Origin of the sequence: Flavobacterium paronense (genome assembly GCF_030409795.1) — a bacterium.
Lineage (GTDB): Bacteria > Bacteroidota > Bacteroidia > Flavobacteriales > Flavobacteriaceae > Flavobacterium > Flavobacterium paronense.
Window position 1 is genome coordinate 669,900 of the sequence record NZ_JAUFQN010000019.1, and the last position, 26,334, is coordinate 696,233.

General features: G+C 36.1%; 8 protein-coding genes. 6 read left to right on the top strand and 2 right to left on the bottom strand.

All coding sequences use genetic code 11. The features are described 5' to 3' along the window. Positions 1–71 precede the first annotated feature (71 nt). From QWY90_RS04505 to QWY90_RS04525, 5 genes are all read left to right on the top strand, one after another. A complete protein-coding gene (locus tag QWY90_RS04505) occupies positions 72–1,034 on the top strand; it encodes a transporter (protein WP_290284667.1) in 963 nt (320 codons plus the stop codon). Beyond that, the gene (locus QWY90_RS04510; RefSeq protein WP_290284668.1) at positions 1,034–2,152 is read left to right on the top strand and encodes a GTP cyclohydrolase; all 1,119 of its coding nucleotides are present in this window, start codon (positions 1,034–1,036) and stop codon (positions 2,150–2,152) included. Before QWY90_RS04505 ends, QWY90_RS04510 begins: the two co-directional genes overlap by 1 nt. A gap of 642 nt (positions 2,153–2,794) precedes the next feature. Next, a complete protein-coding gene (locus QWY90_RS04515) occupies positions 2,795–10,093 on the top strand; it encodes an Ig-like domain-containing protein (RefSeq protein ID WP_290284669.1) in 7,299 nt (2,432 codons plus the stop codon). A 400-nt stretch (positions 10,094–10,493) separates the two neighbouring features. Beyond that, complete coding sequence (locus QWY90_RS04520) at positions 10,494–11,021, top strand: hypothetical protein (RefSeq protein ID WP_290284670.1); 528 nt, start codon at positions 10,494–10,496, stop codon at positions 11,019–11,021. A 120-nt stretch (positions 11,022–11,141) separates the two neighbouring features. Further along, positions 11,142–21,455 (top strand): T9SS type A sorting domain-containing protein, encoded by a 10,314-nt coding sequence (locus tag QWY90_RS04525; protein ID WP_290284671.1) that lies wholly within the window; start codon positions 11,142–11,144, stop codon positions 21,453–21,455. Positions 21,456–21,730: 275 nt separating this feature from the next. Here QWY90_RS04525 and QWY90_RS04530 read toward each other — a convergent pair whose 3' ends face one another. Together QWY90_RS04530 and QWY90_RS04535 are read right to left on the bottom strand one after the other, a co-directional pair. Next, complete coding sequence (locus QWY90_RS04530; protein ID WP_290284672.1) at positions 21,731–22,672, bottom strand: TerC family protein; 942 nt, start codon at positions 22,670–22,672, stop codon at positions 21,731–21,733. 144 nt (positions 22,673–22,816) lie between these two features. Next, positions 22,817–23,830: a glutamine synthetase beta-grasp domain-containing protein gene (locus QWY90_RS04535; RefSeq protein WP_290284673.1), complete on the bottom strand. Its 1,014-nt coding sequence runs from the start codon at positions 23,828–23,830 to the stop codon at positions 22,817–22,819. A gap of 264 nt (positions 23,831–24,094) precedes the next feature. Between QWY90_RS04535 and QWY90_RS04540 the strand changes: the two genes are divergently transcribed. Continuing rightward, positions 24,095–26,284, top strand: coding sequence for a glutamine synthetase III family protein (locus QWY90_RS04540; protein ID WP_290284674.1), 2,190 nt, complete (start codon positions 24,095–24,097; stop codon positions 26,282–26,284). Positions 26,285–26,334 lie beyond the last annotated feature (50 nt).

A 26,334-nucleotide genomic window follows, 5' to 3' on the forward strand; every position in this document is an offset into this window, starting at 1 on the left:
GACTTCTTAAATAAATAATAAATTATACTACTTTTGAAAGTCTAAGTTGTAATGCTTAAATTTCTTGATGTATGATGAATTTAAAAAGATTTCTTTCTGTTGTTTTTTTGTTGATTTCAGCTACTCAGTATGCTCAATATACCGACATTATTAATTCCAATCGACCAGGGAAATCGATGTCTGCATTTTCAGTAGGAAAAACAGTAATTCAAGCGGAAGTCGGATTGTATGGTATTAGAGAAAAACACGATTTATTGCGTTATGAAGCTAATGGTTTCGGAACAGAGTTAGATGTTCGATATGGTGCTTTTTTTGACCAATTTGAGTTTGATTTAAATACACAATATCAATATGATTGGTATCAGGCGCCATTAGTTAATGATACACGCGGTGGATTTAAGCAGATTACAATCGGTGCTAAATATTTAGTTTACGATCCTTTCATAAAACAGGACAAACCTAATGTTTATAGTTGGAAAGCCAATCATAGATTCAGTTGGAAACAATTTATTCCTGCTGTTGCAGTTTATGCCGGGGTTAATTTTAATATGGGAAATAACCCATATACGTTTTCAACTGATAGAACCGTGAGTCCTAAATTAATGGTCATAACCCAGCATCATTTTGGAAGTAAATGGGTTTGGGTTAACAATATTATAGCTGATAAGTATATGACTGATTATCCATCTTTGGGGATTATATCAACAATGACAAGAGGATTTAATATGCGTTGGTCAGGATTTTTGGAATTTCAAGGATATAAAAGTGATTTTTATGCCGATACTGTTTTTCGTCTTGGCGCTGCTTATTTAGTTCGAGAAAACATTCAATTGGATGCTTCTTTTAGTAAAAATGTGAAAGAGACACCATCATTACTTATAGCAAATGTTGGTATGGCATGGCGTTTTGATAGTAATTATGAAACCAATTACAAAAGAGTAAAAGGGGAAAAGAAATCGAAAAAAGATAAAAAATCGAAAGCTGAAAAAGGCAAAAAACGAAAAGATGAAGTAGAATTAGAAAAGACTAAATAATGATTACTATAGTTGAAGCTAATTCGGAAAAGCTACTCAAGGAGTTTGTAAATTTTCCATTTACCTTATATAAAAACCATCCTTATTGGGTTCCACCGTTAATTAATGACGAGTTGGAAACCTTTGATAAATCTAAAAACCCTGCATTTACTTCTGCGGAAGCGAATTTCTATTTGGCCTACCAAGACAATAAAGTCGTTGGTAGAATTGCAGCGATTATAAATTGGGATGAAGTTAACAATCAACAAAAAAAGAAAGTGCGTTTTGGTTGGTGGGATGTTATCGATGATGTTGAGGTTACCAAAGCTTTACTGGAAAAAGTCTATGAATTAGGAAAAAAAAACAATTTAGAATATGTTGAAGGGCCAATGGGTTTTTCCAATTTGGATAAAGTTGGAGTGCTTACAGAAGGTTTTGATGAAATTGGTTCTATGATTACTTGGTATAACTTTCCTTATTATTCGACACATTTAGAGCAATTGGGTTATGTGAAAGAGAAAGAATATCTTGAAAATAAATTTCCTTTTTCAAATGTTAAAACGGAGCTTTTTTTAAAGGCAAACGAATTAGTTAAAAAGCGTTACGAATTAAAACCATTGAATTTTACGAAAACTAAAGACATCATGCCTTATGTTGACCAGATGTTTGATTTGTTCAATGCTTCTTATGCGAGTTTGTCTTCTTTTGTAGCAATTACCGATGTTCAAAAAGAATACTTCAAGAAAAAATACATCAGTTTTATCAATCCGGAATATATTAAGTTCGTGATGGACAAGGATGATAATATGGTAGCCTTTAGTATTGTGATGCCAAGTTTTTCAGAGGCATTGCAAAAAGCAAAAGGGAAGTTGTTTCCGTTTGGATTTTATCATTTGCTTAAAGCCAAAAAAGAGAGCAAAGAGGTGCTTTTCTATTTAATAGGTATTGACCCGGAATACCAAAGCAAAGGAGTTACTGCTATTATCTTTAATGAATATTACACTACTTTTTCGGAGAAAGGAATTCAAAATTGTATTAGAACACCAGAGTTAGAAGATAATCATGCGATACATAATATGTGGAAACATTTTGATCCTGTTACATTTAGGAGAAGGAGAACTTACAAGCTATATTTATGATTATTTTTTGACTTAGTTTTCAAATTTTAAAACCTCTTTATTTGTGAAGAGGTTTTTTTATACCTAAAAGTCAAATATTGTGATTGTTAAAATAAAATATAAGAATATTTCTCTAAATATAAGTTAAATTATGTAATTCGTCGACTATATTTGTATTTTAATCGATTAAATGTATAATATTGTTTTCTACAAGCCGATAAAATTTGGTTTTGAAGTTTATCTTCAAAATATATACTAATAAATAAATATGCTGTGAATTTTTAAAACATAATATGTCGATATTTATATTTAACGATAAAATACTTACTAATTTTAAAAACATGTATTTCAACGGATATTTTTACACTTTGTAGATAAATAGCCTATTTAGACGAATTTTCTTTAGTATTATTATTTAAAATATTTATTAAAATTATAATATATATTAAACAATATTGTTAATTTATAATGTTAAATATTAATTAAATTGTTAAAATATACAGAATGTCATAAAAATATTAATTTGTTAATAACTATTGATAAGTAATTTTTAATAAAAAACTTACATTTTTTAAAATGTTAAAGTTTGTCAATCTTTTGATTTAAAAGGATTTAAAAGTATTAAAAAGTTAAAAATTATTATCATTGCAAATCCAAATGAGAATGAAAAAGAGTAATCAAACATATTTGTATTTAGTTGAAATGATTAATGTAACTACCAAAAATTACATTTTTTTAGAGGCAAACCCAATCAAAGAAGAAAAAATAAATTTAAAGAGATACTTATGTTTTCTTTTTGTATTATTGTCAAGTTCTTTTCTATTTGCCCAAACGCCAATTATATCTTACACAGGAGTTCAAAGCAGTTATAACATCAATAATGTAATAACTCCATTAACACCTAATAATACTGGTGGATTGCCGACAGTTAGAACCAATGTTTCATCGATTGCCGGTAATGGAGTTTCTGGCTATATGGACGGAACTACAGCTTCTCCAAAATATTATAGTCCTACTGGAGTAGCTATTGCGGTATCCGGTAACATTTATGTGGCTGATAGTCAAAATCATTGCATACGTAAAATAACGTCAACGGGATTAGTATCAACTTATGCAGGAACTGGTGTAGCTGGATTTGCTAATGGAGCTGCTAACGTTGCCCAATTTAATGTTCCGTATGGAATAGCAGTTGATATTTCTGAAAATGTTTATGTGACTGAGGCAAATTCGTATGCTGTTCGCAAAATTTCATCAACGGGAATAGTTTCAACACTTGCCGGAACTATTTCAACCTCAGGTTTTTTAGACGGACTTAATACAGTTGCTTTATTTTCAAGTCCTAAAAGTTTAGCAGTTGATACTTCTGGAAACGTATATGTGGCAGATGCAACTAATAATCGTATCAGAAAAATAACTAGCTCTGGAACAGTAATTACAATAGCAGGAGACGGAACTCCTGGTTATCTTGATGCTCAAGGGACTGCTGCAAAATTTAATAATCCGACAGGTCTAGTAGTTACTGCCTCTGGAATTATATATGTTGGTGATACTTCTAATAACCGCATCAGAGCTATATCAAACACTGGTTTAGTAACAACATTTGCTGGTAGTGGCAGTCCAGGGATAGTTAGTGGACAAGGAACAAATGCCCAATTTAATGCTCCTCGAGGATTAGCCACTGATACAACTGGGAATTTATATGTGATTGATTACAACAATAATTGCATTCGAAAAATAAGTAATTCTGGTTTAGTTTCTACTTTATCTGGTACTGGTACTTTTGGTTTTATAAATGGTATAGGAACTAGTGCATCATTTAAATATCCTGAAGGGATTGCAACAGATTCTTCAGGTAATATTTTAGTTGCGGATGTTGCTAATAATTGTATACGGAAATTAACAGCTACTGGAGACACTTCTACATTTTCTGGATCTGCTGTTCGTGGTCTTGAAAATGGTCAAGGCGGAACAATGGCAATGTTTAATAGTCCAGTTGCAGTAGCAGTTACGGCATCAGGTATAACTTATGTTATTGATGATTTTAATTCTTGTATACGAAAAGTTACTTCTGCAGGTATAGTTTCTACTTTTGCCGGTAATGCTGTTTTACCAGGATTTTTAGATGGACAAGGTACATCTGCTCAATTTAATAATCCAAAAGGAATAGCAGTTGATGCATCAGATAATATTTATATAGCTGATACTTATAATAATCGCATTCGTAAAATCACTAGTTCAGGTGTGGTAACAACAATTGCTGGAGATGGAACTGCAGGTTATCTTGATGGCCAAGGAACTGCTGCTAAATTTAATAACCCATACAGTTTAACCATTGATAATTTCGGAAATATTTATGTAGCCGATACTAAGAATAGTCGTATTCGTAAAATAAGTAGTACAGGTTTAGTAACTACAGTAGCTGGATATATTCTTTCGGGTTATGCTGACGGAGCATCAACAGTTGCTAGATTTAAAAATCCACAAGGAATTGCAATTGATAACACAACAGGAACTTTATATGTAGCGGATACTGGAAACCATAAAATAAGAAAAATAGCTACAGACGGAACAGTAAGTACATTTGCAGGTAGTTATGCCGGTTATACTGATGATCAGGGAACGTTAGCCAATTTTAATACTCCTATAGGAATTACTGTTGATGCATCGAGTAACATTTATATAGGAGACTATTATAACTCAGTTATTAGAAAAATTGACAGCACGGGTTTAGTTAGCACTTATGCTGGAAATGGATCAAGTCAATTTGTAGATGGGATAGGCAATGTTGCATCATTTTATTTTCCTGTTGGTGTAACTACAGATGCTTATGGTAATGTTTTTGTTGCAGATTCCTATACTCAGCGTATTCGTAAAATAATATCATTAGTGCCATACACAATTACACCAGCTTTGCCAATAGGTATTAATTTTAATGCAAATACCGGGGTTTTGTCAGGTACTCCAACTGAAATAAAAGCTACTACAACTTACACCATTGGTGCTTCAAATTACAGTGGAACTGCTACAACAACTATCAGTTTTGCTACAGGAAATTCGATAGCGCCAACAGCACCGACTGCATCATCTCAAACATTTTGTACCTCGGCTACAGTTGCTAATTTAGTAGCTACAGGAACATCATTACAATGGTATTCAGTAGCAACAGGAGGAACAGTTTTAGCATCTACTACGGCATTAGTTAGCGGAAACTATTATGTATCACAAACCGTTAATTTAATAGAAAGTCCTAGAACAGCAGTTGCAGTAACGATAAACACAACGGCAGCACCAACCGCATCATCTCAGGCATTTTGTACTTCAGCTACAGTTGCTAATTTAATAGCTACAGGAACATCATTACAATGGTATTCAGCAGCAACAGGCGGAACAGCATTAGCATCAACTACGGCATTAGTTACCGGAAACTATTATGTATCACAAACGGTAAATTCATGTCAGAGTTTACGAACTGCAGTTACAGTAACGATAAACACAACGGCAGCACCAACAGCATCGGCTCAGGCATTTTGTACTTCAGCTACAGTTGCTAATTTAATAGCTGCAGGAACATCATTACAATGGTATTCAGCAGCAACAGGCGGAACAGCATTAGCATCAACTACGGCATTAGTTACCGGAAACTATTATGTATCACAAACGGTAAATTCATGTCAGAGTATACGAACAGCAGTTGCAGTAACGATAAACACAACGGCATCACCAACCGCATCATCTCAGGCATTTTGTACTTCAGCTACAGTTGCTAATTTAATAGCTACAGGAACATCATTACAATGGTATTCAGCAGCAACAGGCGGAACAGCTTTAGCATCAACTACGGCATTAGTTACCGGAAACTATTATGTATCACAAACAGTAAATTCATGTCAGAGTTTACGAACAGCAGTTGCAGTAACGATAAACACAACGGCAGCACCAACAGCATCGGCTCAGGCATTTTGTACTTCAGCTACAGTTGCTAATTTAATAGCTGCAGGAACATCATTACAATGGTATTCAGCAGCAACAGGCGGAACAGCATTAGCATCAACTACGGCATTAGTTACCGGAAACTATTATGTATCACAAACGGTAAATTCATGTCAGAGTTTACGAACTGCAGTTGCAGTAACGATAAACACAACAGCTTCACCAACAGCATTGGCTCAAACTTTCAACAATTCAGCTACAGTTGCTAATTTAGTAGCTTCAGGAACATTATTACAATGGTATTCAGTAGCAACAGGCGGAACAGCATTATCATCAACTACAGCATTAGTTACCGGAAACTATTATGTATCACAGACAGTAAATTCATGTGAGAGTGGACGCACATCAGTTGCAGTTACTATAAATTTAGCGCCAACAGCACCGACTGCATCATCTCAAACATTTTGTACCTCGGCTACAGTTGCTAATTTAGTAGCTACAGGAACATCATTGCAGTGGTATTCAGTAGCAACAGGCGGAACAGCATTATCATCAACTACAGCATTAGTTAGCGGAAACTATTATGTATCACAAACCGTTAATTTAATAGAAAGTCCTAGAACAGCAGTTGCAGTAACGATAAACACAACGGCATCACCAACCGCATCATCTCAGGCATTTTGTACTTCAGCTACAGTTGCTAATTTAGTAGCTACAGGAACATCATTACAATGGTATTCAGCAGCAACAGGCGGAACAGCATTAGCGTCAACTACGGCATTAGTTACCGGAAACTATTATGTATCACAAACGGTAAATTCATGTCAGAGTTTACGAACAGTAGTTACAGTAACGATAAACACAACGGCAGCACCAATCGCATTATCTCAGGCATTTTGTACTTCAGCTACAGTTGCTAATTTAGTAGCTACAGGAACATCATTACAATGGTATTCAGCAGCAACAGGCGGAACAGCATTAGCATCAACTACGGCATTAGTTACAGGAAACTATTATGTATCACAAACAGTAAATTCATGTCAGAGTTTACGAACAGCAGTTGCAGTAACGATAAACACAACAGAAGCACCAACCGCATCATCTCAGGCATTTTGTACTTCAGCTACAGTTGCTAATTTAATAGCTGCAGGAACATCATTACAATGGTATTCAGCAGCAACAGGCGGAACAGCATTAGCATCAACTACGGCATTAGTTACCGGAAACTATTATGTATCACAAACGGTAAATTCATGTCAGAGTATACGAACTGCAGTTACAGTAACGATAAACACAACGGCAGCACCAACAGCATCGGCTCAAACTTTCAACAATTCAGCTACAGTTGCTAATTTAGTAGCTACAGGAACATTATTACAATGGTATTCAGTAGCAACAGGCGGAACAGCATTATCATCAACTACAGCATTAGTTACCGGAAACTATTATGTATCACAAACAGTAAATTCATGTGAGAGTGGACGCACATCAGTTGCAGTTACTATAAATTTAGCGCCAACAGCACCAACAGCATCCTCTCAAACCTTTTGTGCTTTAGCTACAGTTGCTAATTTAGTAGCTACAGGAACATCATTGCAGTGGTATTCAGTAGCAACAGGCGGAACAGTTTTAGCATCTAGTACGGCATTAGTTACTGGAAACTATTATGTATCACAAACCGTTAATTTAATAGAAAGTCCTAGAACAGCAGTTGCAGTATCGATAAACACAACGGCAGCACCAACCGCATCATCTCAGGCATTTTGTACTTCGGCTACAGTTGCTAATTTAGTAGCTGCAGGAACGTCATTACAATGGTATTTAGTAGCAACAGGCGGAACAGTTTTAGCATCTACTACGGCATTAGTTACCGGAAACTATTATGTATCACAAACAGTAAATTCATGTCAGAGTTTACGAACAGCAGTTGCAGTAACGATAAACACAACAACTTCACCAACAGCATCGGCTCAAACTTTCAACAATTCAGCTACAGTTGCTAATTTAGTAGCTACAGGAACATTATTACAATGGTATTCAGTAGCAACAGGCGGAACAGCATTATCATCAACTACGGCATTAGTTACCGGAAACTATTATGTATCACAAACAGTAAATTCATGTGAGAGTGGACGCACATCAGTTGCAGTTACTATAAATTTAGCGCCAACAGCACCGACTGCATCCTCTCAAACCTTTTGTGCTTTAGCTACAGTTGCTAATTTAGTAGCTACAGGAACATCATTGCAGTGGTATTCAGTAGCAACAGGAGGAACAGTTTTAGCATCAACTACGACATTAGTTAGCGGAAACTATTATGTATCACAAACCGTTAATTTAATAGAAAGTCCTAGAACAGCAGTTGCAGTAACGGTAAACACAACGGCAGCACCAACCGCATCATCTCAGGCATTTTGTACTTCAGCTACAGTTGCTAATTTAGTAGCTTCAGGAACATCATTACAATGGTATTCAGCAGGAACAGGCGGAACAGCATTATCATCAACTACGGCATTAGTTACAGGAAACTATTATGTATCACAAACGGTAAATTCATGTCAGAGTTTACGAACTGCAGTTACAGTAACGATAAACACAACGGCAGCACCAATCGCATCATCTCAGGCATTTTGTACTTCAGCTACAGTTGCTAATTTAGTAGCTACAGGAACATCATTACAATGGTATTCAGCAGCAACAGGCGGAACAGCATTAGCATCAACTACGGCATTAGTTACCGGAAACTATTATGTATCACAAACGGTAAATTCATGTCAGAGTTTACGAACAGTAGTTACAGTAACGATAAACACAACGGCAGCACCAATCGCATTATCTCAGGCATTTTGTACTTCAGCTACAGTTGCTAATTTAGTAGCTACAGGAACATCATTACAATGGTATTCAGCAGCAACAGGCGGAACAGCATTAGCATCAACTACGGCATTAGTTACCGGAAACTATTATGTATCACAAACAGTAAATTCATGTCAGAGTTTACGAACAGCAGTTGCAGTAACGATAAACACAACAGCTTCACCAACAGCATCGGCTCAAACTTTCAACAATTCAGCTACAGTTGCTAATTTAGTAGCTATAGGAACATCATTGCAGTGGTATTCAGCAGCAACAAGCGGAACAGCATTAGCATCAACTACGGCATTAGTTACCGGAAACTATTATGTATCACAGACAGTAAATTCATGTGAGAGTAGACGAATAGCAGTTGCGGTTACTATAAACCTTGCGCCAACAGCATCATCTCAAACCTTTTGTACTTCGGCTACAGTTGCTAATTTAGTAGCTACAGGAGCGTCATTACAATGGTATTCAGTAGCAACAGGAGGAGCCTCATTAGCATCTACTACAGCATTAGTTACCGGAAACTATTATGTATCACAAACCGTTAATTTAATAGAAAGTCCTAGAACAGCAGTTGTAGTAAAGGTGTTTGGAGCACCAATTGCTAAAGCAATTAGTTCAACTACTTCTTCAGGATCAGCAAGATCTCCAATTTGTATTCAAGATATTAAAGTCTTAAATGTTAAATCTGGTTATTCGGCCACTACTATTCAATGGGAAAGTGCTGTGGTAAATCTTACGTCAAATACTGCTCCAGCATCTTCAGCTTATACTACAATAGTTGGCGCAACTGGTCCAAGTTATACAGTTACAAATGCTGTTGCTGGGAAAAATTATTTTAGAGCAAAATTTATTAACGGTGATTGTGCTGATACCGCATTATATAGTACAGCTGTAGTATATTATAAAGACTGCGCAGTTGCAAAACTTTCTGTAAAAGGTTATCCAAATCCTTTCAATGAAAATTTCAATATAAGTTTAAGTACACCAAATGAAGAAAAAATAGGCTTATCAGTCTATGATATGACTGGAAAATTAATAGAGCAACAAGAAGTGAGTGTAAGTGATTTTTCTGAAATGAAATTTGGAGACCGTTACCCTTCTGGAATATACAACGTTGTTGTAAGTCAAGGAGATGAAATTAAAACCACACGAGTAATAAAAAAGTAGTAATTGCTTAAAAGCCTTTAAATAGTGAAGCCCTTCAATTTGTTTTGAAGGGCTTTACTATTTATAAAATTAAAAAATTTAATATTTATAAACTCAAATTAGGAACTATTTTAGTTTTAGGGATACTTATATTATATTTTTAGTAGTTTTTTTTTCTTTAAATTATATTTTAAACAAAATTGTGCACTTTATCGATTAAATAAACTCATTCGTAGAAAAGTTTGGTTTTTTTTAACATTCATTATTTTTTCTATATACTTTTATCATCCCAAGTAAAATCTATCATTTATTATTCTAGATAAAAATAAAAATAAATCTTGAATTCTAACTTAAATGCTTGCCCCAAAAATACGCAAACAGACCTATTCGTGAAGTGGTATTAATTTAATACCTATTCATTATGAAAAACAGTACTTTATTGAATTTTATTGAATGTGTTAACATTCAAGGTTACAAGTTACTCGCAGAAGAGAGTAGCTTTAGAAAGGATTTTACCCAAGTGGATTATTCACAAAATGTTAAAAATCCTATCGAAAGAATTTCAGAAAAGAAAAGTAGTATTCCAAGTTATCTTTTACTTGTTTTACTTTTTCTATTTACAAACTTTTTATTTGCTCAACAGCCAGCATGTAATTTAAATGGTGTTTTAGAAGCCAAAAGACTTAGAGACGGAGGTCAAAATTTCGTCATTAATTCGGAGGTTTATAAAGCCCTTCCCGGTACTGTTTACAGATGGGAATTTAAATCAAACAATTCAGCGGCGAGTTTTGTTACTCAAAATGGATTACCAACAATGACCATAAATCCAGGTAACAAAAACGGCGAATTCAACATCAAGTTAACTGTCATTAACCCACCTGAATCAAGAACTTCTTCCAGTAAGACATGTTCTTGTACAAAATCAGTTTCCATAGGTAAAATTTTATAAAAACAACACATGAAAAATTCAACTTTATCCAGTTTACAAACTAGACAGAACAATATTTTTTATTGTTGTTGCGAAAGTTTAAAAGGAAATACTAAATTATTTTTAGTATTCTTACTATTTATGGCATCCTTTTTACAAGGAGTTTCAGCACAAGGTACTTTAGTTCCTTCTTGTAATCTTATTGGGCCACTTGAAGGTTGTGCTGTCGCAAATCCTTTAGATACTTCAGGTGATATCATTATCAATATAGAAGTAGCAAGAAGTGGAGCGCCAAATCTTTCTGCACCAAACAATAACTTAAACTTTGTTTATTCATTTCCAACCAATACTTCAGGAGCTTCAATTAGATCTAAAGGAAATGTAATTTACAATCCAACAACAAATAGAACAACTCAAACTTTAGTAGTTTTTCCTGGTTCAGGAACTCCTGAGTTTAATTTACAATTGATTGTAACTAACAGTTCAAGTTCTCCAAACACATTTTGTGAGTGTAGTAAATCAGTATCTATTTCTAAAGTAGCTGCTACATCATCATACTCTCCTATTTTATGTTATGGTCAATTATCAACTCTTACTGCAGTAGGTTCATTTTCTGACATTGGGTTCTACACTTACACTCTTTTGCCTAATGCAGCTTTTCCAAGTGGTGTGTCAACAGGTTTAATTAATACACCAGCAACATTTCCAAATCTTCCAGGAAGCGAAGTTGGAATTACTTACATAGTTAATGTAGAATCTGCTGAAGGGTGTATTACAACAACCCAACAAACAATTACTCAACCAGCATTTAATCCAGTTGTATTAAGCTGTCCTATAGAAACGACAACAACAGCATGTTTAACACAGGATGCTGTTAATTCGGCCTTTAATGCATGGTTATTGACCTTTAGTGCTTCTGGAGGAACTAATAGAGTTGTAACTAGATCACCATTAAATCCAACAGCACCTTCTGCGTGCGGTGGATCTACTACTGTTACATGGACTGGCACAGAAAATTGTACACAAGAACCAGTAATTTGTTCAAGTACATTTACGGTTCCACCTTCACCAACAGTTGTGTTAACATGCCCAACAAATAAAAGAACTGAAGCATGTTTAACACAAGCAGCAATTAATAGTGATTTCGCTAGTTGGTTAGCAACAGCAACAGCAACAGGCGGATGTAATGGAGTTTTAAGAAATAACAATACAGGTGCTCCATCAGCTTGTGGTGGTTCAACAACTGTAACATTTACTTATACTAGTTCATGCGCTCCATTGACAACAACTTGTCAAGCTACATATACAGTTCCAGCTTCACCAACAGTTGTGTTAACATGTCCAACAAATAAAAGAACTGAAGCATGTTTAACCCAAGCAGCGATTAATAGTGATTACGCTAATTGGTTAGCAACAGCAACAGCAGTAGGCGGATGTAATGGTAATTTAACAAATAACAGTCAAGGCGCTCCATCTAATTGTGGAGGATCAAGTACAGTTACCTTTACTTATACAAGTACATGTGCTCCATTGACAACAACATGTCAGGCAACATATACAGTTCCAGCTTCACCAACAGTTGTGTTAACATGTCCAACAAATAAAAGAACTGAAGCATGTTTAACCCAAGCAGCGATTAATAGTGATTACGCTAATTGGTTAGCAACAGCAACAGCAGTAGGCGGATGTAATGGTAATTTAACAAATAACAGTCAAGGCGCTCCATCTAATTGTGGAGGATCAAGTACAGTTACCTTTACTTATACAAGTACATGTGCTCCATTGACAACAACATGTCAGGCAACATATACAGTTCCAGCTTCACCAACAGTTGTGTTAACATGTCCAACAAATAAAAGAACTGAAGCATGTTTAACCCAAGCAGCGATTAATAGTGATTACGCTAATTGGTTAGCAACAGCAACAGCAGTAGGCGGATGTAATGGTAATTTAACAAATAACAGTCAAGGCGCTCCATCTAATTGTGGAGGGTCAAGTACAGTTACCTTTACTTATACAAGTACATGTGCTCCATTGACAACAACATGTCAGGCAACATATACAGTTCCAGCTTCACCAGAAGTTGTGTTAACATGTCCAACAAATAAAAGAACTGAAGCATGTTTAACCCAAGCAGCGATTAATAGTGATTACGCTAATTGGTTAGCAACAGCAACAGCAGTAGGCGGATGTAATGGTAATTTAACAAATAACAGTCAAGGCGCTCCATCTAATTGTGGAGGGTCAAGTACAGTTACCTTTACTTATACAAGTACATGTGCTCCATTGACAACAACATGTCAGGCAACATATACAGTTCCAGCTTCACCAGAAGTTGTGTTAACATGTCCAACAAATAAAAGAACTGAAGCATGTTTAACACAAGCAGCAATTAATAGTGATTTCGCTAGTTGGTTAGCAACAGCAACAGCAACAGGCGGATGTAATGGAGTTTTAAGAAATAACAATACAGGTGCTCCATCAGCTTGTGGTGGTTCAACAACTGTAACATTTACTTATACTAGTTCATGCGCTCCATTGACAACAACTTGTCAAGCTACATATACAGTTCCAGCTTCACCAACAGTTGTGTTAACATGTCCAACAAATAAAAGAACTGAAGCATGTTTAACCCAAGCAGCGATTAATAGTGATTACGCTAATTGGTTAGCAACAGCAACAGCAGTAGGCGGATGTAATGGTAATTTAACAAATAACAGTCAAGGCGCTCCATCTAATTGTGGAGGATCAAGTACAGTTACCTTTACTTATACAAGTACATGTGCTCCATTGACAACAACATGTCAGGCAACATATACAGTTCCAGCTTCACCAACAGTTGTGTTAACATGTCCAACAAATAAAAGAACTGAAGCATGTTTAACCCAAGCAGCGATTAATAGTGATTTCGCTAGTTGGTTAGAAACAGCAACAGCAACAGGTGGATGTAATGGAGTTTTAACAAATAACAATACAGGTGCTCCATCAGCTTGTGGTGGCTCAACAACTGTAACATTTACTTATACTAGTTTATGCGCTCCATTGACAACAACATGTCAGGTTACATATACAGTTCCAGCGCCTGCAACATTAGTTGTAAACGCTCCTGTATATAGTTCTAATTCATATACAAATCAAGCTGATGCTGATGCAGCATTCTTGGCTTGGTTAGCAGGATTTAATTTCAATGGTGGATGTAATCCATCTGGAAGCTATGGAGAACCAACAGCACCGCCATATTGTGGAGGAACAAGAACAGTTACTTATACGGTAAATGATTATTGCCACGATGGACCAGTTATTGTATCTGCAACATTTGTTATAACAGGACCTCCTACTGTAGTTGTAGCAACACCAAATCCAATTAATAGTTCTACTAGTTCTTGTGCTTATCCAACGCAAGCTGAAGCTGATGCATCATTTACTGCATGGTTAAATCAGTTTGGTGTTAGCGGAGGACTTAATCCTAACGGAAGTTTTATTGGAACACCAGCAGCACCTTCTTATTGTGGTGGTACAACAACAGTTACTTACATAGTAACTGATAGATGTTACGAAACAACAACACACATAGGAACGTTCACAATTGTGCCTGGAGCACCAGTACATGTAACAGGACCAGCTATCAGCTCAACTAGTTCATGTGCTTATGCAAACCAAGATGCTGTAGATGCAGCTTTTGCAGCATGGTTAGCTCAATTTGCAGTGACTAATGTAGGTTGTAATTCTCCTACTGATAATCAAGGAAGTTTCAGTCTAACTGAATTTCAAGCACCAAGATTGTGCATAGGTGGAAGCATTGCTTTGACATATTCTTACTCTGATCATTGTACGCAAGATAGTGTAAGATCAACCTTTACAATTACACCATCAACACCAGTTGATGTAACAGGACCAACGACTAGTTCAACTAGTTCATGTGCTTATGCAGACCAAGCAGCTGTTGATACAGCGTTTGCAGAATGGTTGGCACAGTTCCAAACAGTTAATGCAGGATGTGATGCAACAGCACACTTCAATTTAACTGAATTCCAAGCACCAAGATTGTGTGTTGGAGGAAGTGTTTCATTAATCTATAGTATTTCAGATAATTGTAGTCAAGATAGCGCAAGTGCTACCTTTACAATTACACCATCAACACCAGTTGATGTAACAGGACCAACAACTAGTTCAACTAGTTCATGTGCTTATGCAGACCAAGCAGCTGTTGATACAGCGTTTGCAGAATGGTTGGCACAGTTCCAAACAGTTAATGCAGGATGTGATGCAACAGCACACTTCAATTTAACTGAATTCCAAGCACCAAGATTGTGTGTTGGAGGAAGTGTTTCATTAATCTATAGTATATCAGACAACTGTAGTCAAGATAGCGCAAGTGCTACCTTTACAATTACACCATCAACACCAGTTGATGTAACAGGACCAACGACTAGTTCAACTAGTTCATGTGCTTATGCAGACCAAGCAACTGTTGATACAGCGTTTGCAGAATGGTTGGCACAGTTCCAAACAGTTAATGCAGGATGTGATGCAACAGCACACTTCAATTTAACTGAATTCCAAGCACCAAGATTGTGTGTTGGAGGAAGTGTTTCATTAATCTATAGTATTTCAGATAATTGTAGTCAAGATAGCGCAAGTGCTACCTTTACAATTACACCATCAACACCAGTTGATGTAACAGGACCAACAACTAGTTCAACTAGTTCATGTGCTTATGCAGACCAAGCAGCTGTTGATACAGCGTTTGCAGAATGGTTGGCACAGTTCCAAACAGTTAATGCAGGATGTGATGCAACAGCACACTTCAATTTAACTGAATTCCAAGCACCAAGATTGTGTGTTGGAGGAAGCGTAGCATTAACATATAGTATTTCAGACAACTGTAGTCAAGATAGTGTAAGTTCAACCTTTACAATTACACCATCAACACCAGTTAAAGTAACAGGGCCAGCTATTAGTTCAACTAGTTCATGTTATTATGAAAACCAAGCAGCTGTAGATGCAGCGTTTGATGCATGGGTTGCTCAATTCGTAACTGTAAATGCAGGATGTGATGCAACAGCACACTTCAATTTAACTGAATTCCAAGCACCAAGATTGTGTGTTGGAGGAAGTGTAGCATTAACATATAGTATTTCAGACAACTGTAGTCAAGATAGTGTAAGTTCAACCTTTACAATTACACCATCAACACCAGTTAAAGTAACAGGGCCAGCTATTAGTTCAACTAGTTCATGTTCTTATGAAAACCAAGCAGCTGTAGATGCAGCGTTTGATGCATGGGTTGCTCAATTCGTAACTGTAAATGCAGGATGTGATGCAACAGCACACTTCAATTTAACTGAATTCCAAGCACCAAGATTGTGTGTTGGAGGAAGTGTTTCATTAATCTATAGTATTTCAGATAATTGTAGTCAAGATAGCGCAAGTGCTACCTTTACAATTACACCATCAACACCAGTTAAAGTAACAGGACCAACAACTAGTTCAACTAGTTCATGTGCTTATGCAGACCAAGCAGCTGTTGATACAGCGTTTGCAGAATGGTTGGCACAGTTCCAAACAGTTAATGCAGGATGTGATGCAACAGCACACTTCAACTTAACTGAATTCCAAGCACCAAGATTGTGTGTTGGAGGAAGTGTTTCATTAATCTATAGTATATCAGACAACTGTAGTCAAGATAGCGCAAGTGCTACCTTTACAATTACACCATCAACACCAGTTAAAGTAACAGGACCAACAACTAGTTCAACTAGTTCATGTGCTTATGCAGACCAAGCAGCTGTTGATACAGCGTTTGCAGAATGGTTGGCACAGTTCCAAACAGTTAATGCAGGATGTGATGCAACAGCACACTTCAACTTAACTGAATTCCAAGCACCAAGATTGTGTGTTGGAGGAAGTGTTTCATTAATCTATAGTATTTCAGATAATTGTAGTCAAGATAGTGTAAATTCAACTTTTACAATTACACCTACGCCAACAGTAACTTTTACTTGTGGATCTGATAAAACAGTACCAGCATGTAGTACACAAGCTCAAGTAAATGCAGCATGGACTTCATTCTTGAATTCAACTACAGCAAGTGGTGGATGCGGTAACGGAACATTGACAAACAATGCACCAGCTAATGCACCATCAGCTTGTGGAGGATATGTAGATGTTACTTGGACATACAATGTAACTGGTTGTGGACAATCACAAGCATGTACTAAACGATTTACAGTAACGGCTACACCTCAAGTTGTATTCGAATGTGGATCTGACAAAACAGTACCAGCATGTAGTACACAAGCTCAAGTAAATGCAGCATGGACTTCATTCTTGGCTTCAACTACAGCAAGTGGAGGATGTGGTATTGGAACATTAACAAACAATGCACCAGCTAATGCACCATCAGCATGTGGAGGATATGTAGATGTTACTTGGATATATAACGCAAGTAATCCATGTGGACAAACTGAAGGTTGTCAAGGACAATTTAAAACTTTCACTATTGGAGGTTGGGGAACAAGTTGTAATGGAGGTAATCCAGGATGTTATAGAGATAGTAATTTTACTGCAGCTTTTCCAAACGGCTTAGCTATCGGATGTGGAAACAATAAACTTAGTTTTACATCATCATCAGCAATTCAAAATTATTTACCTGCAGGTGGACCAGCAGCAGTTCTTACGACAGGGGCTGTGAATCCAACTACTTCTAAAGGTGTGTTATCATCTCAATTGATTGCACTTACATTATCTCTTGGTTTTGATGCTTATGATTCTAACTTCTCAACTAGTAGTTCAAGTTTAGGTTCATTAACTATCAAGTCTGGTACTTTTGCAGGTATGACAGTATCTAGCTTTTTACAATTAGCAAATAATATTATTGGAGGTTGTTCTTCACAATATTCAGTGTCAGATATTAATGCAGTTGCTACAGCTATCAATGAAAATTTTGATAATGGAAATACTGATTTACAATTTTTAAACTGTAGTGGTGGACAAACTCCACAAGGAAGTACTTATAGTTGTACTAAGCGATTTACAGTTACAGCACCTGCACCAGTAGTGATAACTTGTGGTCCTGATGTAATATTACCTGCATGTAGCACACAAGCTCAATTAACTGCAGCATGGAATTCTTTCTTATCTTCTACAACTGCTTCAGGTGGATGTAATGGTGTGTTAACAAGAACTTCTTGTACTGCACCATCATTGTGTGGAGGATATGTAGATGTTACATGGACTTATACAGTAAGTGGTTGTGGTCAACAATCAGGATGTGGAAGTACTAATTCAGTACATTGTACAAAACGATTTACAGTTGCGGCACCTGCGCCAGTAACTTTAACTTGTGGTTCTAATTTTGTATTGCCAGCATGTAGCACACAAGCTCAATTAACAGCAGCATGGAATTCATTCTTATCTTCAACAACTGCAACAGGTGGTTGTGGAGGTGTATTAACAAGAACTCAATGCAGCCCACCATCATTGTGTGGAGGTTATGTTGATGTAACTTGGACATACACTGTAGGTTCATGTGGTCAGCAATCAGGTTGTGGAAGTACAAATTCACAATCATGTACAAGACGATTCACAGTAGCAGCACCATCACCAGTTTCATTCAGATGTGGAACTGATATAACAGTGCCAGCTTGTAGTACACAAGCCCAAATAACTACAGCATGGAATTCATTCTTAGCATCAACTACTGCAAGTGGTGGATGTGGAGGTGTATTAACAAGAACTTCAGCTACTGTTCCACCATCATGTGGAGGATATGTAGATGTTACTTGGACTTATACAGTAGCTTCATGTGGACAACAATCAGGTTGTGGAACAGGTAATTCATTAACATGTACTAAGCGATTTACTGTAGCTGCAACAGCACCAGTTGTATTCAACTGTGGTACAGATAAGATTGTACCAGCATGTAGCACACAAGCTCAAGTAACTGCAGCATGGAATTCATTCTTAACATCAACTACAGCAAGTGGTGGATGTAATGGAGTATTGACAAGAAGTACTTGTACTGCACCATCAGCATGTGGAGGATATGTAGACGTTACTTGGACTTATACAACAACTGCATGTGGTGGACAAGCTTCAACACAATCATGTACCAAGCGATTTACAGTTGCTGCGCCATCTCAAGTGGCATTTAACTGCGGAACAGATATAAGAGTTCCGGCTTGTAGCACACAAGCGCAAGTAACAACAGCATGGAATTCATTCTTATCTTCAACAACTGCCTCAGGTGGATGTAATGGAGTATTAACTAGAACTTCAGCTACTGCTCCTTCAACATGTGGAGGATATGTAGATGTTACTTGGACTTATACGGTTAGTGTATGCGGACAACAATCAGGTTGTGGAAGCGGAGCTACTAACTCAGTGTCATGTACTAAACGATTTACAGTTGAGGCTGCACCAGCTGCAACACTTAATTGTGGAAATAATATGATAGTAGCATCTTGTAGTACTCAAGCGCAAGTAAATGCAGCATGGGCTTCATTCTTAGCTTCAACTACAGTAAGTGGAGGATGTAGTTCTGGAACATTGACAAATAATGCGCCAACTGCACCACCAGCAACATGTGGAGGATATGTAGATGTGACATGGACATATAGAACAAATAGTACTTGTGGTCAACCAGTAACTTGTGGAGGTCAAACTTCAACTACTGGAACACAAACTTGTACTAAACGTTTCACAGTAGAAGCTGCAACACCTGCAACATTAAGCTGTGCAACCGATGTTAGAGTACCATCTTGTAGTTCACAAACACAAATAAATGCGACATGGGCTTCATTCCTAGCTTCAACTACAGTAAGTGGAGGATGTAGTACTGGAACATTGACAAATAATGCACCAGCAAATCCACCAACAGCATGTGGAGGATATGTAGATGTAACATGGACATACAGAACCAACAGTACTTGTGGTCAACCAGTAACTTGTGGAGGTCAAACTTCAACTACTGGAACACAAACTTGTACTAAACGTTTCACAGTAGAAGCTCCAACACCTGCAACCTTAAATTGTGCAACCGATGTTAGAGTTCCATCTTGTAGTTCACAAGCACAAATAAATGCGACTTGGGCTTCATTCTTAGCTTCAACTACAGTAAGTGGCGGATGTACTACTGGAACATTGACAAACAATGCACCAGCTAATCCACCAGCAGCATGTGGAGGATATGTAGATGTGACATGGACATATAGAACAAATAGTACTTGTGGTCAACCAGTAACTTGTGGAGGTCAAACTTCAACTACTGGAACACAAACTTGTACTAAACGTTTCACAGTAGAAGCTGCACCAGCAGTAACATTTAGCTGTGGAACCGATAAAACAGTAGCTTCATGTAGTACTCAAGCTCAAGTTAATTGTGCATGGACAGCATTCTTAGCATCAACTACAGTAAGTGGTGGATGTAGCACAGGGACATTGACAAACAATGCACCATCAACTCCACCATCAACATGTGGTGGATATGTAGATGTAACATGGACATACAGAACAAACAGTACTTGTGGTCAACCAGTGACTTGTGGAGGTCAAACTTCAACTACTGGAACACAAACTTGTACTAAACGTTTCACAGTAGAAGCTGCACCAGCAGTAACGTTTAATTGTGGAAATAATGTATGTTTACCAGCATGTAGCTCTCAAGCTCAAGTTAATTGTGCATGGAATTCATTCTTAGCTTCAACAACTGTAAGCGGTGGATGTAGTTCAGGAACATTGACCAACAATGCGCCATCAGCTGCACCATCAGCATGTGGAGGATATGTAGATGTTACTTGGACATACAGATCAAACAATACTTGTGGTCAAACCATTACATGTGGTGGAACAACATCTCAAGCTAGTGTTTATACTTGTACTAAACGATTTACAGTAACCGCAGGTGGTGGTGTAGACGTTTCAGGACCAGGAAGTGTAAGTTATCCTGCTACTAACTACTGTAGTCAATATGCAGTTAATTGTGCATTTGCTAATTGGTTAGCACAATTCACAACAGTGAGTTCAGGATGTGGAGCAACTGCAGTATTTAGTGGGGATTGTAGAGTAGCACCAAGTTGGGCTAATGGAGGAACTGTAAGAGTAACTTATAGTATCACAGGAAACTGTAATTCTGATAGCGTTTGTGCATCATTCACAATAACTAGAAGCTCATCTTGTAGTAAAATAGCTGAAGGTGGAGTTAAAACAGCAATGTCTGTAAAAGCTTATCCAAATCCATTTAGTGAAAACTTCAACTTAGATTTAGTAACTTCTACTGAAGATAAAGTAGGTGTAGCTATTTATGATATGACTGGAAAATTAATCGAACAACGTGAGGTTAATGCAGAGGAAGTATCAGGATTACAAGTTGGGGATCGCTTTGCTTCTGGAGTTTACAATGTAATTGTTACTCAAGGAACTGAAGTGAAAACATTACGAGTAATTAAAAGATAATCTTTTAAAATAGTTTTATAATAAAAGCCCTTTCAGCAATGAAAGGGCTTTTGTGTTTTAAATAATTAGTGGTAAAAATAATTGTTTATTAAAAGCTAATAGTTAATAAATTTATATTGCTTAGTAAAATACAAAAGTCAGATTTTATTAATCGATTTGAAATAAAGTATATATGCCTTAATGAAATTTTAACCGAAATCAAGATTTATTTTATCAAATAATCACTCAATATATTTACTGATAAATAGATTAATCTGTAAATAGAAGAAATAATATCATTCGGTCTTATCTAATTTTAAAGAAACTATTATTCCAATTAAAAGCGACATAGCAATAAAACTCAACGAAATCCATTCTGGAAATTTATAAAAATGAACCACTAACATTTTAATACCAACAAAAGATAAAATGGCAATCAAGCTATATTCAAGATAACTAAATTTTTCGATCATATTAGCCAAAAAGAAATACATAGATCGCAATCCGAGAATAGCAAAAATATTCGAACTAAAAACCAAAAACGGATCAGAAGTTATAGCCAAAATAGCAGGTACACTATCTAAAGCAAAAAGCATGTCCATAACTTCAATTACCAACAATGCAACAAAAAGAGGTGTAGCATAATTGATGTTGTCGATTTTTGTAAAAAAATGTTCTTTATCAGTATGACTCGTGATAGGGATAACTTTACCTATTATTCTATAAACCAAAGATTTTTTAGGGTCAAATTCTTCTTCCTCTTTTTTGAATAACATCTTAAAAGCGGTAAAAAGTAAAAAGCCTCCAAACAAATAAGTCATCCAACTGAATTTGTTTATCAATATAACACCAAAGAAAATCATCAATCCTCTGAAAATGACAGCGCCTAATATTCCCCAAAATAAAACCCGATGCTGATACTTTTGAGGGATTTTAAATGAAGCAAAAATCACAGCTATGATAAAGATATTATCAATGCTTAATGATAGTTCTATAAGATAACCAGTTATGTACTTTATGGTTGCAACAGCAGGTTTAATGCCTGTTGGATTAGCAATATAGTTTGTGCTGTACAACCAGTTTACAACTCCTGAAAAAGCAAAAGAAAGTGTAACCCAAACACCTGTCCAGATTCCAGCTTCTCTTGAACTAATAATATGTGGAGTTTTATTAAAAACACCTAAATCTAATGCAAGAAATAATATAATAAGAGCTACAAAAGAAATCCAAACAATCATAGAACAAAAAATTTACAGATTACCAAAGATACTTTTTGATTTTTATAATTTGACTGAAATTTAAATAAAGATATTCTTTAGGTTTTAAGCAAAAAAAAAGTGCCATCATTTAAGACAACACTTTTTACTAAACAAACAAAAATTTTATAATGCAGATTTTACCGTTTTAATAATTCTTGAAGCAATTTTGTACGGATCTCCGTTAGACGCAGGTCTTCTGTCTTCAAGATAGCCTTTCCATCCTCTTTGTACTGTTGCTATAGGAATTCTGATTGAAGCTCCTCTGTCTGAAACACCATAAGAGAAATCATGAATTGAAGCTGTTTCGTGTTTACCTGTTAATCGTTGGTCATTATACGCTCCATAAACCGCAATATGCTCTTCAACTACTGGTCGGAAAGCTTCACATATTTTATCGTAAACAGCTTTATCACCACATGTTCTTAATACTTCATTTGAAAAATTAGCATGCATTCCTGATCCATTCCAATCGGTGTCTCCAAGAGGTTTTGGATGGTATTCAATATAATAACCATATTTTTCTGTTAAACGATCTAACATATATCGGGCAACCCAAATTTCATCTCCAGCTTTTTTAGCTCCTTTGGCAAATAATTGGAATTCCCATTGTCCACAAGCAACTTCCTGATTAATACCTTCAAAGTTTAGCCCAGCTGCAATACATAAATCAGCATGCTCTTCAACTAATTTTCTTCCGTGTGTATTTTTACCTCCTACTGAACAATAATACATTCCTTGTGGCGCAGGGTAACCGCCTATTGGGAATCCTAAAGGCAATAAAGTTTTGGTATCCATAATAAAATATTCTTGTTCAAATCCGAACCAGAAATCACCATCATCATCAATAGTAGCTCTTCCGTTTGATGGATGTGGAGTTCCGTCTGGACTCATTACTTCTGTCATAACCAACCATCCATTTAGTCGAGTTGGATCTGGATAAATAGCAACTGGTACTAAAACACAATCAGATGAACCTCCATCAGCTTGTTTGGTAGATGAGCCATCAAAAGACCAATTTCCAATTTCCGCTAAAGTTCCTTTGAAATTTTCATGTTCTTCAACTTTAGTTTTGCTTCTTAAATTTTGTGTTGGTTCGTAACCATCTAACCAAAGGTATTCTAATTTTATCTTAGCCATAATAATATAAATTAATTTGTAATTGTAACTTAAAGCAAAAATAGAATAATTTTTTATTCACCAAATATACTAGGGTATTTATTATCAAAATAGAAAATATTTTTGTCATAAGAGTATTTTTTATAGGGGTGAAATGCTAAAAATGCATTTATTTTTCAAAAAATATATAATTTAATAAAATCAAAGATTTAATTTCAACTGTAGTTTTACTACTTTTGTGTTTTAATTTTAAAATTATATTGAAACTATTTAAAATTTAAATTTATGGCAACATTACGTTTTCAAGCATTAAAAGAGTCATCAGGTAGAAAGCCTGTGAAATTTGAAGAAGCTGACAAAAAATCAGTGCTTTTTGGATCAAATGTGTTTAATGATAAAGCAATGAAACAGTTCTTAACTGCAGATGCTTATAAAGGGGTAAAGGATGCAGTTCAGTATGGAACTAAAATAGATAGAAAACTCGCTGATTACATTGCAATGGGAATGAAAGAATGGGCCGTTGCCAAAGGTGTGACTCATTACACTCATTGGTTTCAACCATTAACCGGAGCAACTGCAGAAAAGCATGATGCCTTTTTTGAAACTTCTTATGATGGTTCTGATCCAGTTGAAAAATTTGGTGGCGGACAATTAGTACAACAAGAACCAGATGCTTCTTCTTTCCCAAATGGCGGAATTAGAAATACTTTCGAAGCTCGTGGTTATACTGCTTGGGATCCAACTTCTCCTGCTTTTATTTTTGGAACAACTTTGTGTATTCCAACAGTTTTTATTTCTTATACAGGTGAAGCTTTAGATTATAAAACACCTCTTTTACGTGCACTAAATGCTGTCGATGAAGCAGCTACTGATGTTTGTAAATATTTCGATAAAAACGTTAAAAAAGTAACAGCCACTTTAGGTTGGGAACAGGAATATTTCTTAGTTGATGCTGCTTTGGCCAATTCTCGTCCAGATATTGTAATGACGGGTAGAACTTTACTAGGACATACTTCAGCAAAAGGGCAACAATTAGACGATCATTATTTTGGTTCAATTCCGTCACGTGCTTTGAATTATATGAGAGAGTTGGAAGAAGAATGTATGTTACTTGGAATTCCGGTGAAAACGCGTCATAATGAAGTAGCGCCAAACCAATTTGAGTTGGCGCCAATTTTTGAAGAAACCAATTTAGCCGTTGACCATAATTCATTGTTGATGGATGTAATGTCGAAAGTAGGCGAGCGTCACGATTTTAAAGTGCTTTTCCACGAAAAACCTTTTCAAGGCGTAAACGGTTCAGGAAAACACAACAACTGGTCAATGGCAACTGACACAGGTGTAAATCTATTGTCTCCGGGAAAAACGCCAATGAGTAATTTACAATTCTTATCATTTTTTATCAATACCATAAAAGCGGTTCAAGAATATGAAGAATTGCTTCGCGCAGCCATTGCAACAGCAAGTAATGATCATAGGTTAGGAGCAAATGAAGCACCACCAGCTATTATTTCAGTTTTCATCGGACAACAATTAACTAAAGTTTTAGCTGAATTAGAAGGCGTAACTAAAGGGAAATTATCTCCAGAAGAAAAAACAGATTTGAAACTAAATGTGGTTGGTAAAATTCCAGAAGTAATTTTAGATAATACCGATAGAAACAGAACTTCACCATTTGCTTTCACCGGAAATAAATTTGAATTCCGTGCTGTTGGTTCATCTGCTAACTGTGCTAATGCGATGACAACTTTGAATTCTATTGTAGCCAAACAATTAAAAGATTTCAAAAAAGCAGTGGATGCTTTAATTGATGGAAAAGGATTGAAGAAGGATGAAGCAATTTTTAATGTATTAAGAGAATATATTAAAGAAACAAAAAATATCCTTTTTGAAGGTGATGGCTATAGTGAAGCATGGGAAAAAGAAGCAAAAAAACGTGGATTGAGCAATCATAAAACAACTCCAACGGCTTTGAAAGCTAAAGTTTCTAAAAAAGCACTAGACTTATTCAAAGATTTGAATGTGATGAATCACGTTGAAGTTGAAGCGCGTTACGAAATCGAATTAGAGGAATACACAAAGAAAATCCAAATTGAAGGAAGAGTTCTTGGAGATATTGCTCGCAATCACGTAATTCCAACAGCAATACGTTACCAAAATACGTTGATTGAAAACGTTCGTGGATTGAAAGATATCTTCGGGGCATCTTTTGAAAAAATAGCTAAAGAACAAATTTCAATTATCAAAGAAATCTCAGCTCACATCGAAGGAATTAATTCTAATGTCGAAGCAATGACCGAAGCGCGCAAAAAAGCAAACGCTTTAACCGATGCTCAAAAAATGGCAGAATCCTATTGTGATAAAGTAAAACCATACTTTGATGTAATCAGAGCGCACTGCGACAAACTCGAACTTTTGGTTGATGACGAAGTTTGGACATTAACAAAATACAGAGAGTTACTGTTTACAAGATAACTTTAATATTTTGCCTCAAATATAAAATCTCGTCTAGTTCAAAAACAAGA

Bases quoted from the DNA above. Each gene is read 5' to 3' on its own strand.
- QWY90_RS04505 (WP_290284667.1), top strand. From the start codon at position 72: ATGATGAATTTAAAAAGATTTCTTTCTGTTGTTTTTTTGTTGATTTCA.
- QWY90_RS04510 (WP_290284668.1), top strand. From the start codon at position 1,034: ATGATTACTATAGTTGAAGCTAATTCGGAAAAGCTACTCAAGGAGTTT.
- QWY90_RS04515 (WP_290284669.1), top strand. From the start codon at position 2,795: ATGAAAAAGAGTAATCAAACATATTTGTATTTAGTTGAAATGATTAAT.
- QWY90_RS04520 (WP_290284670.1), top strand. From the start codon at position 10,494: ATGAAAAACAGTACTTTATTGAATTTTATTGAATGTGTTAACATTCAA.
- QWY90_RS04525 (WP_290284671.1), top strand. From the start codon at position 11,142: ATGGCATCCTTTTTACAAGGAGTTTCAGCACAAGGTACTTTAGTTCCT.
- QWY90_RS04530 (WP_290284672.1), bottom strand. From the start codon at position 22,672: ATGATTGTTTGGATTTCTTTTGTAGCTCTTATTATATTATTTCTTGCA.
- QWY90_RS04535 (WP_290284673.1), bottom strand. From the start codon at position 23,830: ATGGCTAAGATAAAATTAGAATACCTTTGGTTAGATGGTTACGAACCA.
- QWY90_RS04540 (WP_290284674.1), top strand. From the start codon at position 24,095: ATGGCAACATTACGTTTTCAAGCATTAAAAGAGTCATCAGGTAGAAAG.